The following is a 14,645-nucleotide window of genomic DNA, read 5'->3' on the forward strand; positions in this document are numbered from 1 at the left end:
ATAGCAGTGTCACCAGCGGATGTCACGTCACACCCGGCGGCCACTCCGCGGCTACTCGCCGGTCGCCCCCTGTTCGACCGAGCGGCGCTTGGCCGCGTGCAGCGCCTCCCAGAACGCCGAGCGCACGCCGCCGCGCTCGAGCTCGCGCACAGCCGCCGCGGTCGTCCCCGCCGGCGAGGTCACCGCCGCACGCAACTCCGCAGCATCCTGACCGGACTCCTCCAGCAGCGCCGCCGAGCCGAGCATGGTCTGCACCACCAGTTCGGTGGCCACGTCCCGCGTCAGGCCGAGGCCGACGCCGGCCTCCACCATGGCCTCGACCACCAGGAAGAAGTACGCGGGTCCCGAACCCGACACCGCGGTCACCGCGTCCATCTGGCTCTCGGCGACGGTGACGACCTTGCCGACCGCCCCCAGCAGCTCCGAGACCGTATCCAGCTCGGCGGATTTCGCGTAGCGACCGGCCGCGATCGCGCTCATGCCCTGGCCGACCAGCATCGGGGTATTCGCCATGACCCGCACGACCGGGAATCCGGCGGGCAACTTCGACTCCACCCGGGCGGTGGTCACGCCGGCGGCGAGCGACACCATGATCTGATCGCGATCGTTGTCGAGTTCGAGTTTGCCGAGCTCGGTCAGCACGGCGTCGACATCGTGCGGCTTCACCGCTACCACCAGCACATCCGCACCCGCCGCGGCCTCCGCCAGACTGTCGGTGACCCGGATGCCGAACCGCTCGCTCAACACCTGCGCGCGGGCCGTCACCGTCTCGACCACGACCAGATCCTTACCCGGCCGCCCGGCCTCGAGCAGCCCGGCAATCAACGCCTCGCCGATCCGTCCGCCACCGATCACCGCAATTCTCGTCATGAGGCCCAAGGCTATCCGTGCGCGGCGGCCGACGCGGGGCAGGGGCGATCAGTGGGAGCGGGGCAGCGGAATCAGCGCGAGTTGGCGGGTCTGCGCAACCACCGCGCCCGTGCTGTCGAGGACCAGTTGATCCTCGTCGAACATGCGCTCCCCGATTTCGTGGGCGGTCGCGATCACCCGCAGCCAGCCCGGCGCGGGACGACGCCGCAGATAGGTGGTGAGCTGCACGGTCGGGGCCCAGCCGAACCGGCCCATGTTCATCGGCACGGGCGGGCTCATATCCCCCGCCATCATGGCGAAATACGCGGCGACGTCCGGATCGCTGCCGTCGGCGGCGCGCGGACGGATCCACAGGCGCAGCCGCGGCTCGCCTCGCTCGCCGGACAGGAACGGCGCCCAGGCCGGATCGATCGCCACCGAGGCGCCTCGCGAGACGTTGACCAGCCGGCCCATCGGAGAATCCGGCGCGTCGTAGCCCAGGGCCTCGGCGGGCGGTTCCGGCGGCATATCCGCCACGGTCTCGCGCCGATAGGCCGGTTCCGCGTCGTCGAGGTGGCCGAAGGTGAACGCCGAATGCACCAGCGTGCGACCACCCTGGACCAGATCGGCGTCGACCAGGCAGATCTGGCGGCCCGTCTTGCGGATTCGGACCTCGTACTCGACCTCGCCCGGGTCCGGGGCGCCGAGGAAATCGGTGCTCGCCGCGATCGGGAACATCTCGGCCAGATCGGGGTGCGTGGTGCGCAGCCGGGTCGTGGCGGCGGCCGCCGACGAGGCGACCATGGTGCCGCCGTGCAGCTTCTTGCCGATCGTCCACACCGGGTCGATGACGCCGCGATAGCGCGCGAACTCCGCGGAAACCTCCACCTCGGTCACCGCGCACACGCGGCTGAACGGTGCGTCGTCCAACTCCGGCCGTACCGTTTCGACCGCCAGTTCCGTCACCCGCCGCTCCTCTCCGTGGGCCCAGCCGGTTCCGGCCCGGCTCGTACACCGTATAAGTCTGCCGGACGGTCGCTCGATTCCCTACCGGGTGTGACGAAGCTGTACGGGCACAGGCCGATCAACCCTGCCGGGTCGGTTCCCGTCCCGGCACCGGCTGCAAGTTGTTCAGATGTGTGCGCGCGAACCGCAGCGCTCGCCCCAGCATCGCCGCGCGGTCGGCGGTGGTCCGTGCGTTCTGGGTGTTCACCTCGATCACGGCGTGACCCCGGAAACCGTTGCGCACCAGCGATTCACACACTTCCACACAGGGTTGCCCACCCTCGCCGGGAATTAGGTGCTCGTCGTGAGCGGCGCCGCGGCCGTCGGCCAGGTGCAGGTGCGCCAGACCGCTGCCCATGCGGTCGGCCAGCGTCAGCGCATCCATCCCGGCGGTCGCGGTATGCGACAGATCCAGGGTGTAGTGCCGGAAGCCGGTATCGGTCGGATCGTAGGACGGGCTGAACGCGGTCACGGAAAGTCCCGGTCCACCACGGCGTTCCAGCCGGCGCGCCGAACCGGAGCGGCGTCCGAACAGCGTGTCGGCGCGCATGGGGAACATGTTCTCCACCGCGACCACGACCGGACTGCTGTCCTCGAGTTCGCCGACCTGCTGGGCGAAGCCCTCCGCATAACGCCGCTGCCAGCGGAAGGGCGGATGCACCACCACGGTCGCCGCCCCCAGCGACTCCGCCGTCCGCACACTGCGTTCGAGCTTGGCCACCGGGTCGGCACCCCATACCCGCTGCGAGATGAGCAGACAGGGCGCGTGCACGGCCAGCACCGGCACCGCGTACCGGCGCACATACGATTGGACCGTGGCGATGTTCTGGCTGGCCGGCTCGGCCCAGACCATCAATTCCACGCCGTCGTAACCCAATTCCGCGGCATACCGGAACGCCGCCTCGGTGTTCTCCGGATAGACCGACGCCGTCGACAACCCCACCTGAACGGTGGTCCCCACCTGACCGCTGTGCCCCACTTGCTGCTCCCTGCTCAGTTCGTGCTGAGAAGAAAGGCTAGCGGTCCGAGCGTCACGAAGATGCCCACAACGACCGCGATCACCGTGCTGAGGATGTCGTCGGTGCGGCGCAGCACGCGAACCAGCGCGACCAGACCGAGAATCACGACCATCGCCAGCACCAGCGCCAGGAACGGCATGACGTCCCACATCTGCTCGAAGCCCTTGAACAGCAACATTCCCGCGACCGCCGCGCCGACGGCCTGGCCGCCGAGGATCATCCACTGCCGCCGGTTGAGATCCTCGACCGAGCCGCGGCGGGGAGCCGGCCGGCTCAGCTGCGGCAGTTTGTCGCGCAGGGAGAAGCTGCGCGGGGCGGCCCGGCGCCGACGCGGGGTGGGCTCGATCTCCTCGTCGTCGAGCAGATCGTCGTCGTAGTCGTCCTCGGGTTCGTCGAGTTCGACCGGTGCGTAGAACTCGGTGCGCGCCTCGGCCGGATCGAGGAGATCGATCACCCCGCGGCGCGGCCCGCGATCGCGGCGCGCATCGGCCCCGCGACGCTCCTCACGCGCTCCGGCATCGCGCAGCAGATCTCCGGCAACGGTCTGCCCGGACAGCAGCGGCTGCTCCCGGGCGGCCAGCGACCATCCCGGCGACCGGTCCTCGGCCGGCTCGTCGGGGTGGCCGCCGGATCCGGGTTCGTCGAAATCCCGGGGAGCCGAAGCCGGAGCGCCGGGCCGCCGCCGCGCCGACCACGCGGGAAGTCCCTGGCGGGCGTCGGCGCCGTTGCGGCCGCCTGCGGGTACCTCGGGCGCGCCCGACCCGTCGCGCCCCGGCTTCGCACCGTTGCGGCGCGGCAGGTCGGCGCGTCCCGGTGTCGGGAAGTCGGGCGCACCGAATTCACGGCCTGCCGGAGCGCCGAATTCGCGGTGCGGAGAGGGGGTTTCGGGCGGGCGAGGCGGCGCCCAGGCCGCGGTCGGCGGCGTGGGGTCGGTTCCCATGCCACCCTGGAACGGCGGCACCATCACGGTGTTGCTCTCGTCGGGCTCCGGCCGATGCCGGCGCCCGGGACGCCCCGAATCCATCGGAGTCTCGGGAGCGGCGAACGCACCCGCCGCCTCCCGCTCGGCCAGCGCCTCCCGCAATTCGCGGCGGGCGCGGCGACCGGTGGGCGCCGGCGCGGCATCCGCACCGTACGGCGCGGGCGCACCCTCCGGCGCGGCGTGCCGGGTCGAATCGGGCTGAGCGCCGTATCCGGGAGCGTCGTATCCGGGGGCCGCGCCGAACTCCGGCGAGGAATATCCACCCGGAGAGTCGAACGAGGTGGGCTGGAAGCTGCTCGCCGCGTACCCCGACGGCTCCCAGGAATTCGGCGCGCTCGGCGCCTCCGGAGTGGCGGCCAGGGGATCGTAGAAACTGATCGGGCCGGACAGCGGTGATTCGGCTTCGTATCCGGGTACCGAGAGCTGGAAGTCCGGCATCGGTTCCGGATCCGGTTCGGCCTCCGGAGCGGCGTGCGAGGAGGAGCCCTCCCGAACCGCCGGCAGGTCGCCGGTCAGGTCGGTGACCGCGATGCCGCGTCCGCCTCTGCGCCGGCGACCGCCGCCCGACGCCGGAACTCCCTGGCCGTTGCGCGCCAGCAGTTCGGCGACCGACAGCTGGGTCGAATCCTCACTCATGCCGGCTCCTTTCGGTCGTGAACGGGCTGCGGCGCGGGCACGCCGGGCTGCCGCCTCCGCTCCTGCCGTTCACGACGGTCCTTTCCGATTGACCGCTTCCCGCATCGATCATCCCGATACGGCCTCGGTCGGGCCCGGCACTCCGATGGGCCGAGTACTACCCGGACCCGGGTCGCTACCCAGGTCGGTATCCAGTTTGCGCAGGATCAGTCCTTCGCGCAGCGCCCACGGGCAGATTTCGAGCGTATCGAGGGACAACGCCCGCATACTCGCCTCCGCTACCAGTGCGCCGGCCACCAATTGCTGGGACCGGTCGGAACTGACACCTTCCAATTCTGCGCGATCGGCGGCGGTCATCCGAGAGATGAATGCGATCAACTGCCGCAGACCGGAACTGGTGAGACTACGCCGCACACGCGGTCCCGCGGCCGAAGGGGCGGCTCCGGTCAGCCGGGCCAGCGAGCGGAAGGTTTTCGAGGTGCCCACCGCCAGATCCGGGCGTCCGACCGCGAGCAGTTGTTTGGCCGGTATCACCAACTCGGCGTCGAGCCAGTCCCGCAGCACCGCCACCCGGCGCTTACCCGGCGGATCGCCGTTCAGCCAGTCTCTGGTCAGCCGGCCCGCCCCCAACTGCAGCGACAACGCCGCGTCGGGCGCCTCGTCGCAGCCGTTGCTCATCTCGAGCGATCCGCCGCCGATGTCGAGATTCAGAATGCGTCCCGCGCTCCACCCGTACCAGCGCCGCACCGCCAGGAACGTCAGCCGGGCCTCGTCGACACCCGAGAGCACTCGCAGATCGACACCCGCGCGCGAGCGGATCTGGGCCAGCACGTCATCGGAATTGGCCGCCTCCCGCAGCGCCGAGGTCGCGAACGGCATCAGCTCCACACAGCCGGAAGTCTTTGCGATACTGGCGAATTCGGTGATCGTCTTGGTGAGCTTGGCCGCGCCCTCGGGCGTGATGCAGCCCGCGTCGTCCAAATTCTCCGACAGCCGCAAGGTGGCCTTCGTCGAGCTCATCGGCATCGGGTGCCCACCCCGATGCGCGTCCACCACGAGCAGGTGGACGGTATTACTTCCCACATCGAGAACACCGAGCCGCACATGAATACGGTACCGGGGTCGGTGGAGGCACCGGAGGACGAATCGGAACTCCCCTCACCACACCAGCCCGGAACTGGGGCTCGAGCGGCAAAGCTGTTAGCGTCTGGCGATGTGACCGCAGGAGCATCCGCGCCCACCCCCGTCTCGCCGGACACGGCGCCGGCCGGGCTGCGACCAGCTGCGAAGATAGATCCGGCGCCGGAGGTCGATCTCGACTTCCCGCGGGAGTGGATCGAATTCGTCGATCCGGCAAATGCCGAGCATCTGATCGCGGCCGATCTCACCTGGCTGCTGTCGCGCTGGACCTGCGTCTTCGGCACGCCCGCCTGCCAGGGCATCATCGAGGGCCGCCCGGACGACGGCTGCTGTTCGCACGGCGCGTTCCTCAGCGACGACGACGATCGCAAGAAGCTGGCCAAGGCCGTGAAGATGCTCACGCCGCAGGATTGGCAGCTGATGGACGAGGCGCGCGATCGCGACGGCAAGGTCCGCAAGAAGCTGTATATGGAAGAGGACGAACTCGACGACGAGCCGGCCATCCGCACCCGCCGCTACGAGGGCGCCTGCATCTTCCTCAACCGCCCGGGTTTCGCCGGCGGAATCGGTTGCGCCCTGCACACGATGGCCCTGCGCAAGGGCATCGAGCCGCTGACGGTGAAGCCCGAGGTGTGCTGGCAGTTGCCGATCCGGCGCACGCAGGACTGGGTCGACCGGCCCGACGGCGAACAGATCCTGCGCACCACCCTCACCGAATACGATCGGCGCGGCTGGGGCCCGGGCGGTGTGGATCTGCACTGGTACTGCTCCGGTTCGCCCGACGCGCATGTCGGCAGCCGCCCGGTCTGGCAGTCCTACGCGCCCGAACTGATCGAATTGATCGGGCAGCCGGCCTACGACGAACTGGCCCGGCACTGCCGCCGTCGCGAAGGACTGGGCCTGATCGCGGTGCATCCGGCGACGACCGCCGCGCGCGAGAAAGCCGAAACCGAACCGAACGGGAATATCTGATCCGCCAACCCATTTCGTAGGGATATGGGTAGCGCGCCGGGTATGCCGGCATCCGAGTCCTCCGTTGTCGAGCCCGCGGGAACCGATTCCGCGCCGGGATCACGCCCGGGCGCACCCCGGATCCTGTTGATTTCCGGAAGTACCCGGCCGGGCTCCACCAACACCGCCGCACTGCGCACCTTCGCCGATCTCGCCGCGCCGGCATTCACCGCGGAATTGTTCACCGGGTTGGTCGAGATTCCGGCCTTCGTGCCGGGCGATCAACCCGCCCCGCCGGCGGTGCGGGCCCTGCGTGAACAACTCGCGGCCGCCGATGCCGTGGTGTTCTGCGCACCCGAATACGCGGGATTCATTCCCGGCAGTCTGAAGAATCTGCTGGAGTGGACCGTCGGCAACGCGGACCTGCACGAGAAACCGGTGGCCTGGATTTCGGTGGCGGCCCCCGGACGCGGTGAAGGTGCGATCACCTCCTTGCGCACGGTGCTGGGATATGTCGGCGCGGTGGAAATCGAATCGGCGTGCCGGCGAATTACCGTGCTGAGCGCCATGGTCGGGGCCGACGGAACGGTTTCGGACGCGGCGGTGCGACAGGCTCTCGCCGAATCGGCCGCCGCGATCGGCGCATATCTTTCGGCCGCGGCAGTGCCGCGGGAATTGTGAAGTACCTCTGTACGGTCATCGGCTCGCCATGCGCGCTTCACATACCCGTGATAGGTGTAGGTCATGATGAGGAAATTCCTGGCTACTGCCGCTCTCGCCGCCGGTGCGGCCCTCACCCTTGCTCCCGCCGCGCACGCCGACCCGGCCGCCGATCCGGCCAACTACTCGCTGCAGAACGACAACTTCGTCGCCTACAACGACCCGGCGGCGCTGTCGGCGAAGGACAACGGCAAGCAGGTCATCGTGAGCCCCTACGGCACCTCCAAGCCGATCGCCTGCCACGACAACACCGCGCCGCTGGACGACTGCTGGCAGCGTGACGACTTCGGCTGGTTCCAGCTGCAGAAGCAGGAGCTGCCGCAGATCGGCATCGCCTGGGTGCACGTCGTCTGACAGAACCCTCAGCAGCACAGCGTCGATCAGCACAGCACCGATCAGCACGGTGTCGATACGGAAAAGCCGCGAGGCCCTCGGGCCTCGCGGCTTTCTCGTACCGGCGAGAATCAGGCCTCGAGTTTGTACCCGAGCCCGCGCACGGTCACCAGATGTTCGGGCTTGGCCGGATCGGCCTCGATCTTCGAACGCAGCCGCTTGACGTGGACGTCCAGGGTCTTGGTGTCGCCGACGTAATCGGCACCCCAGACGCGGTCGATCAGCTGGCCGCGGGTCAGCACCCGGCCGGAATTGCGCAGCAGGTATTCGAGCAGATCGAATTCCTTCAGCGGCAACGTCACCGATTTGCCGTTGACCTGCACGGTGTGGCGATCCACATCCATGCGCACCGGGCCGGCCTCGAGGACGCCGCTCTCGCCGGACCCGTCCATCTCCTCGCCGGCGCCGCGGCGCAGCACCGCCCGGATACGGGCGATCAGCTCGCGTGAGGAGTACGGCTTGGTGACGTAGTCGTCGGCGCCCAGTTCCAGGCCGACCACCTTGTCGATTTCACTGTCGCGGGCGGTCACCATGATCACCGGCACACTACTGCGGGTGCGCAGCTGCTTGCACACGTCGGTGCCACTCATCCCGGGCAGCATCAGATCCAGCAGGACGATGTCGGCGCCGGAGCGGTCGAATTCCGACAGCGCGGATGGCCCATCGCCCACGACCGTGACCTCGAAGCCCTCCTTGCGCAGCAGGAACGCGAGCGGATCGGCCAGCGACTCCTCGTCCTCGACGATCAACACACTGGTCATCGGGTTGCCTCCACACCGTTTTGTCCGGTCCGCCGGCGCGGACCGTCGTCGTTCTTGCCCACCCCGATTGCGGTGGGGCTCTTCCTCTCCGCCGGGGCGGAATTCTGGTTGCCTGATTCGACCGCGGGAATACGCAGCGTGAACGTGGAACCGGTACCCAATTTGCTCCACAACGTGATTTCTCCGTTGTGATTGGCGGCCACGTGTTTGACGATAGCCAGCCCGAGTCCGGTTCCGCCGGTGGCGCGCGAACGCGCCTTGTCCGCGCGGAAGAAACGTTCGAAGACCCGTTCCTGGTCTTCCTTGGCGATACCGATACCGCGATCGGTGACCGCGATATTGACGTGGCCGTTGCGCAGCGACCGGCTCACCGATACGTGCGAGCCCTTCGGCGAATAGTTGATCGCGTTCTCGACCAGATTCGACAGCGCCGTCACGAGCAGAGTTTCGTCGCCGAGTATTTCCAGTCCACTGTTGGCATCGGTGCTGACGGTGATTCCGGCGGCCTCGGCGGCGGTACGCGACCGTTCGATCGCGGCATTGACCACGGTGTCGACGTCGACCGCCTCGAGCTGCGGCAGCTTCTCGGCCCCCTGCAGCCGCGAGAGCGCGATCAGCTCGGTGACCATCTTGCCCATCCGGTTCGATTCGCTGACCAGACGCTGCCCGAAATGCCGCACCGAATCCGGATCGTCGGCCGACTCCAGCATGGCCTCGGCGAGCAGGCTCATGGCGCCGACCGGGGTCTTGAGCTCATGGCTGACATTGGCGACGAAATCGCGGCGGGTGGCCTCCATGCGAGCCTGTTCGGAGTCGTCGTCGGCGAACAGCACGACGAAGTTCGAATCACCGCGGGAGAGCGGGCGGGCCACACCGCGCACGGCGATGCTGTTGCGGCCGGGCAGCGGATTCTTCAGCGTCTGGTCGAACTCGACATCCTCGCCGGTGGCGATCACCTTCTCCACCGCCGCCCACGCGCGTTCGTCCAGCAACCGGTTGCGGACGAGGCCCAGTTCCTCGGCGCGCGGATTGACCAGCACCACGTCGCGATATTCGTCCACCACCGCGATGCCACTCTCGGAGGCCAGCACGATCAGATCCAGGACCTGCGACATGGTCAGGCCGGATTCGGCCGCGCGACGCTCGGCTTGCCTGGCGTTCATGTACGGGATGACCAGGCCACCGACGGCCAGACCGACTACGGCCGCGAGGACTGCAAGCAGCACGGCCTGGGGAACGCTCACATAGAGAATCGTACGGTCGCGGACACGTACTCCAAACCCGGGTTGACGAAGTTTCGCGCAGGTCACGGCTGATTCCGCGATCGTTGGCCGGGTGTTCACACAAAGTTGGCCGAGCCCCGGATCGGCCCCGACCGGCGGTTTTCGGCCGCCTGGCAATGGTCGCGCGAACAGTTTTCCTTGCGGCACCGCACATCTGGAGTCCGTGCGAATCGCGCGTGAACACCTCCGGCGTGTCGATCCACCGCGGCGCTCGCCCGGCGACCTGCGTCGAGTGTGAGGTGCGCCTCAATCCCGCGCCACCGGCACCGGCCGGAGACGAAAAGTCCCGGGTACGTACGCCGTTGTACGTTCCCGGGACCGTCGGGGAGCCTCCTACCGGCTCACCAGCCGGAGTCTCCCTTGACCGGGATGTTCACGAAGCTCGGGGCATTCGGATCCAGTTGCAGGTGTTCGGGTTTGAGGCCGGTGTCCGCGAGCATCGGCGCGATCGGCAGGCCCTTGGGGAAGTTGCCGGCGAACACGTCCACCCGCAGGCGATGGCCGGGCGCGAGGACGGCCTGCGTGGCGGGCAGCGCGATGTTCAGTTCGGTCACTTCACCGGGAACCGTCGGCTGCCGCTTGTCCAGCGAGGTGTAGGCCCGCGGGTCGGTGTAGTCGCCGTTCTCGGACCGGGTGCTGTTCGCCTCGTCGACCTCACGCAGCGAGGCCATCAGTTGCCCCGAGGACAGTACGGTCGACTGCCCGTCCGGCGCGACATCGTTGACCGTCACCGTCCAATACCCGTCGGCGGCGTCCTGAACGGTGTTGAGCCGCATCGCGATCGGGCCCGAGATGGTGGTCTCCCCGGCGACCGGGGCGCTGGTGAAGGTCAGCGCGTTGGTTTCCGCGATGCGCGAGTCCTTGCCGCAGCCGTCGATGACGGCGAGCACACCGGCGGTCGCCTGCGCGGCATCGTTGGAGCACAGCGTGGTGAGGCCGGGCGCCACCGTCAGACGTGTCGGCGCACCGGTGAATTCGCCGGTCAACGAGCCGTCGTAGACGCTGTTCGCGGTACCGCTACGGTCACCGGACAGGTACATGCGACGGTACTTCGCGGCCTCCTCGGCCGGCGCCGACGGTCCGAAACCGCCCTGGGTGATCCAACCGCCGCCCTGTTCGCGCAGCGTCACCGGACCGTAGGTGTCGATGCCGTTGTCGATTCCCTTGAGCCACTTGTCGAACCACGCGCGCTGCAGTACGTCCAGCCGCGGCGGCAGGCCGGGCTTGCCGTATTCGTTGCCCGAGTTGAGGTGGTAGGTGTTGCCCATGAACAGCTGCTTCTGCCCGGGCGGGAGCGGAATCCGGTTGTAGATCTTGGATTCGGAGTAGGTGAACAGATCGTGCCACCCGCCGGTGACGAAGGTCGGCACCTGAATCCGGCCCGGATCACCGATCCACGCCTGCCGTTCCGAGGACATGTCGTTCAGCATGTTCTTCACCCGCGGATCGAGGGTGTTCATATCGGTGTTGGTGTAGGCGCTCAGCAGCACATCCATATAGGTGTACGGATCGCTGATCCGGTCGTTCAGCCACGTGGTGTCGAATTTTCCGGTCACGATCGACTGCACGTCCGGCACCCATTTGAGAGTGTTGATCGCGGTGAGCCACAGCGGAATGAAGTTGAACCCGAAGCCGCCGCCGGGGGCGAGAACATCGTCGACCAGATCGCTGCCGGGCACCACCGGGAAGATCGCCTTCAGCGCGGGCGGCTGCTTCTCCGCCACCTGCACCTGGTTGATGCCCGAATAGGAAATGCCGGTCATCCCGACCTTGCCGTCCGACCACGGTTGCCGCGAAGCCCAGTCGATCACCTCCACGGTGTCCTGCTGCTCGCGTTGGCGCAACATATCCCATTCGCCCTGCGAGAAGCCGGTGCCGCGGACATCGACCACGACCTGGGTGTAACCGCTCTTGATCAGCTGCCGGTCGACGGAGAAGTTGCGCAGCTCGCCGCCGCCGAAGGCCTTGGTCAGATCGGTGACCCCGGACAGCGCGGTGCCACTCATATCGATCTGGCGGAACAACCCCAGCAGCGCGTCGGACAGCCCCGGAACCGAGCCCGCGTGGTCGGCCAGATTCGAGACCAGTTTGGTGTAGGGCGTCATGTTCACGACGACCGGCGTGCGGGTGTCGACCGGACGGCTGGCGGCATCGGCGGGCCGGTACACATTGCCCTTCAGCACCGTGCCGTCGCTCATGGTGATCGGCACATCCCAGTCGATGTGGATGTTCGGATACTGCTGCGGGCCGTCCTCGGTGGCGGTCCACGCGGCGCCGGCGGCACCGCCGTCCGGACCGGTCGCGACGGGCCCGGCCTGAGCCGGAGTGGCGAAGAACGGGACGGTCACCGCGGCGGCGACGGCAGCGACTGTGGCGCGTAACGCGTACTTCATCGAACGTGATCCGCCTCTCGAAATGGTCGAACGACCGAGAGTGTATCTACTGCGGAGTAAGTTGCAAACCAGCGGTTACAACTTCTGCAAGAAAAAACTCTCAACTTCTCAGCCCCTCATCCACGTCGATGACCAGCGGAAAGTCCGGCGGTTTACCTACCGGAAGTTATCCACACCACTCCCTACCGGCCCGGACGCCACTACCGGCGGTGCGCATCGGGGCACGAACCGCCGCGCGGCAATTCGATAGCTACGAATAGGCAGAAGAGATGCGGCTCACAAAACGCTGAGTATTGCATACTCGCCTGCGCGACCGACGGAACTTCGGCATGCGGAAACCGTACGCACGCAGCGGGTTCGAGATATACGACAACGCGCCGCGGTCGATGACCGCGGCGCGTCGGAAGGTGCGGGAATCCGGTTTATTTACCGCCCTGGCTCGCGACCGCGGCCGCGCCCGCGGCTGCCGCCTCGGGGTCCAGATACGCCGCGGAACCGATCGGACGCAGATTCTCGTCCAGTTCGTAGCGCAGCGGAATACCCGTGGGAATGTTGAGGCCGGCGATATCCTCGTCGGAAATACCGTCCAGATGTTTCACCAGTGCGCGCAGCGAATTTCCGTGCGCCGCAACCAGAACGGTCTTTCCGGCCACCAGATCGCGGGAAATCGTGGACTCCCAATACGGCACCATGCGGGCGACGACGTCCTTCAGGCATTCGGTCGCCGGCACGTCGATACCGGCGTAGCGCGCGTCGCCGCTCTGGCTGTATTCGCTGTCGGCCTCGATCGGCGGGGGCGGGGTGTCGTAGCTGCGGCGCCACATCATGAACTGGTCGTCGCCGTACTGATCGCGGATCTGCGCCTTGTTCTTACCCTGCAGCGCGCCGTAGTGCCGCTCGTTGAGCCGCCAGTCGCGGACCACCGGAATCCAGTGCCGATCCGCGGCGTCCAGGGCGATATTCGCGGTGCTGATCGCGCGGCGCAGCAGCGAGGTGTAGACGATATCGGGCAGGATGCCGTGCTCGGCCAGCAGTTCACCGGCCCGTTTGCCCTCGGCGACACCCTTGTCGGTCAGGTGCACATCCACCCAGCCGGTGAACAGATTGAGAGCATTCCATTCGCTTTCGCCGTGGCGCAGCAACACGAGGGTGTACGTCATGCAGGTCATGCTAGCGGTGCCGCGTCGGCGAATTTCAGCTGCGCCGGATCGGGCGCTCGCGGCCGCCGCGAGCCGCGACCTACCAGCTCACGGTCAGATCGTAGGCCGTCAGAATCGCCTGCAGGGCCGGGTTGATCGGCGGAGGCAGCACCTCCACGCCCGGATCCGCCGACGTGACGAGTCCGTTGGAGGTGTGCGCGAGTCCGGTCCGGCGCAGCCAGATGGCCCAGCAGTCCCATTCGCTGCCGTGTCGCGAACCGTAGGCGATCCCGTGCGCGAGGCTGTCGTCGTCGAGCGTGATCTGCCAGATCCGAGTGGAGATCGCCGTCGTGAGCCAGCGCTCGCCGCCACGCAGTTCGGCGACCGTGACCTCCCGCAGGCCGCGCTCCACGAGTGCGATCGGGGCATATCGCGCGATCGCCGAGAGGCTGGAGGCCGCCTCGATATCGATGAACCATCCGTGCGTCGGCAGCGTCAGATGGTAGAGCCGATATTCGCTGAGCCACAACATGTTCAGCTCGCGGGGCGGCCGATATCCCGAACTCTGCCATTCCTCTTTGATCAGCGATTCGAGCTCGTCGTCGGAGCCGACATCGTCGAAATAGTGGGACGCGCGACGGGGAAGTTTCGGTTTGAGGGGTGCGAGAAGCTCTCCGTACGCGCCCTGTTCGGTACTGGCGGCGTACACGGTCTGCTGACCTTCGACGTCGTAGCGGTTCCACTCCGCCCGTGATTCGTCGCTGGAAATCCCGCGCTGGAGCGGATTGAGCGGTCCATAGGAAGGTTTCGCCAGCCGATAGACCTCACGAGACGCCGCGGGGAGAAGCGCGAATCCGGTCTTGGCGCAGCGCCGAGCATTTCGGGTTTCGCGCACAGACACCGGTCTCCCTCTTCCGACAGCCTCCCAAAGGGGGAAGTTTATCGAAAGAGAGCTTTCCCGCGCGGCCAGGTCGACCGAGTCAGTTGTCCGAGCCGTCGACGAATGCGACTGCGGCAGCGATGGTCTCGCGGAATCGGTCCGCACGGATCGCCAGGGCGGGCGACTCCTCACCCAGCCGCGGATTGGCTCCGATGAACCACGACCGCGCCACATCGCTGTCCTCGGCGGTCGCCAGGATGATCCAGCACCGATGCGCGACCTGCAGGCGAGCAAGTGCGGCATCCCGGGGCGTCGGCCCTTCGGCATGGGACCACTTGTGCGGCAGCTTGCGGTCGCGGACTCCGGCGATCAACGCCACCAGCGTGGGACCCAGATGTTGGACGAGTTGCCGCGCCAGCTCCGCCGGACGCAGTTTGGCCGTATCGACATGACTGGTGATGGCGAGAGCGTTCGCAACGGTCATCTGTCTCAAC

14 protein-coding genes are annotated in these 14,645 nt (G+C 67.6%); 3 read left to right on the forward strand and 11 right to left on the reverse strand.

Annotated elements, in window-relative coordinates; genetic code table 11:
- Positions 1-51: 51 nt before the first annotated feature.
- The 5 genes from proC to NE2_RS16095 all read right to left on the reverse strand — a co-directional run bounded on the left by proC (position 52) and on the right by NE2_RS16095 (position 5,595).
- Positions 52-870, reverse strand: coding sequence for a pyrroline-5-carboxylate reductase (proC, locus tag NE2_RS16075; RefSeq protein WP_063026950.1), 819 nt, complete (start codon positions 868-870; stop codon positions 52-54).
- A gap of 48 nt (positions 871-918) precedes the next feature.
- Entirely contained in the window at positions 919-1,815 is an 897-nt protein-coding gene (locus tag NE2_RS16080; RefSeq protein ID WP_084494084.1) for a thioesterase family protein, read from the reverse strand.
- A 118-nt stretch (positions 1,816-1,933) separates the two neighbouring features.
- Positions 1,934-2,797, reverse strand: a complete 864-nt coding sequence (locus NE2_RS16085; RefSeq protein WP_063026952.1) for a sugar phosphate isomerase/epimerase family protein — start codon at positions 2,795-2,797, stop codon at positions 1,934-1,936.
- Positions 2,798-2,847: 50 nt separating this feature from the next.
- Entirely contained in the window at positions 2,848-4,491 is a 1,644-nt protein-coding gene (locus NE2_RS16090) for an Rv0497 family membrane protein (protein ID WP_063026954.1), read from the reverse strand.
- A 108-nt stretch (positions 4,492-4,599) separates the two neighbouring features.
- Positions 4,600-5,595 carry a Ppx/GppA family phosphatase gene (locus NE2_RS16095; RefSeq protein ID WP_084494085.1) on the reverse strand — a complete coding sequence of 332 codons (996 nt, stop codon included), beginning with the start codon at positions 5,593-5,595 and terminating at the stop codon, positions 4,600-4,602.
- A 168-nt stretch (positions 5,596-5,763) separates the two neighbouring features.
- On the opposite strand from NE2_RS16095, the gene NE2_RS16100 reads away from it, so the two are divergent.
- The 3 genes from NE2_RS16100 to NE2_RS16110 all read left to right on the forward strand — a co-directional run bounded on the left by NE2_RS16100 (position 5,764) and on the right by NE2_RS16110 (position 7,656).
- Positions 5,764-6,603, forward strand: a complete 840-nt coding sequence (locus NE2_RS16100) for a DUF3109 family protein (protein ID WP_063027035.1) — start codon at positions 5,764-5,766, stop codon at positions 6,601-6,603.
- Between the two features lie 24 nt (positions 6,604-6,627).
- The gene (locus NE2_RS16105; protein WP_233429798.1) at positions 6,628-7,263 is read left to right on the forward strand and encodes an NADPH-dependent FMN reductase; all 636 of its coding nucleotides are present in this window, start codon (positions 6,628-6,630) and stop codon (positions 7,261-7,263) included.
- Positions 7,264-7,326: 63 nt separating this feature from the next.
- Entirely contained in the window at positions 7,327-7,656 is a 330-nt protein-coding gene (locus tag NE2_RS16110) for a hypothetical protein (protein ID WP_063026956.1), read from the forward strand.
- 110 nt (positions 7,657-7,766) lie between these two features.
- Here the strand turns inward: NE2_RS16110 and NE2_RS16115 are convergent, their stop codons facing one another.
- From NE2_RS16115 to NE2_RS16140, 6 genes are all read right to left on the reverse strand, one after another.
- A complete protein-coding gene (locus NE2_RS16115) occupies positions 7,767-8,456 on the reverse strand; it encodes a response regulator (RefSeq protein ID WP_030516181.1) in 690 nt (229 codons plus the stop codon).
- Entirely contained in the window at positions 8,453-9,700 is a 1,248-nt protein-coding gene (locus NE2_RS16120; RefSeq protein WP_063026958.1) for a sensor histidine kinase, read from the reverse strand. Before NE2_RS16120 ends, NE2_RS16115 begins: the two co-directional genes overlap by 4 nt.
- A gap of 380 nt (positions 9,701-10,080) precedes the next feature.
- A complete protein-coding gene (locus NE2_RS16125; RefSeq protein WP_063026960.1) occupies positions 10,081-12,132 on the reverse strand; it encodes a CocE/NonD family hydrolase in 2,052 nt (683 codons plus the stop codon).
- 422 nt (positions 12,133-12,554) lie between these two features.
- Entirely contained in the window at positions 12,555-13,292 is a 738-nt protein-coding gene (locus NE2_RS16130) for a phosphoglyceromutase (protein WP_063027039.1), read from the reverse strand.
- Between the two features lie 79 nt (positions 13,293-13,371).
- A complete protein-coding gene (locus NE2_RS16135) occupies positions 13,372-14,172 on the reverse strand; it encodes a hypothetical protein (protein WP_146098766.1) in 801 nt (266 codons plus the stop codon).
- 79 nt (positions 14,173-14,251) lie between these two features.
- Positions 14,252-14,635 carry a hypothetical protein gene (locus NE2_RS16140; protein WP_030516176.1) on the reverse strand — a complete coding sequence of 128 codons (384 nt, stop codon included), beginning with the start codon at positions 14,633-14,635 and terminating at the stop codon, positions 14,252-14,254.
- Positions 14,636-14,645: the final 10 nt, after the last annotated feature.

This window comes from Nocardia elegans NBRC 108235 (assembly GCF_001612845.1).
Taxonomy (GTDB): Bacteria; Actinomycetota; Actinomycetes; order Mycobacteriales; family Mycobacteriaceae; genus Nocardia; species Nocardia nova.